The organism is Dellaglioa sp. CoH-57-MRSF-17 (assembly GCF_056782015.1).
The window spans coordinates 1-345 of the sequence record NZ_JBXAXY010000091.1; the positions used below are offsets into that span (position 1 = coordinate 1).

1 protein-coding gene is annotated in these 345 nt (G+C 57.1%); it reads right to left on the reverse strand.

What is annotated here, in order from left to right:
- On the reverse strand, nt 1-345 hold a 345-nt coding region (locus AC1RPJ_RS08010; protein WP_481762881.1), incomplete at both ends, for a hypothetical protein.

Here is a 345-nt window from a genome sequence, read left to right on the forward strand (position 1 = left end):
CAGTGCCCACATCATCGGCGCTGAGCAGCTTAGGCTTCTTGCCCTGAATGCCATCGTAGTACTGCTGAAGAGCCTGCATGATATTCGCGAGTTCGCGCATATCTGAATTGCTGGCCTTCACCACCTGCTTGATGATCGAGCGCTCGTCATCCAGCACGTAGTCCATGCCCTCGCCTTTGGCGATACGCAGGGCCTGTTTGCCGAGTGAGCTGGTGGTGGGCGTTTCCAGCTGGAACTGCGTGCAGCGCTTCAGGATCGCGCGGCCGACAGTAGAGGACTGGAATTTTTCCGGCTCCATCGAACAGATGATCCACGTCGTATCCTTGGATGGTTCCTCCAGAGGCT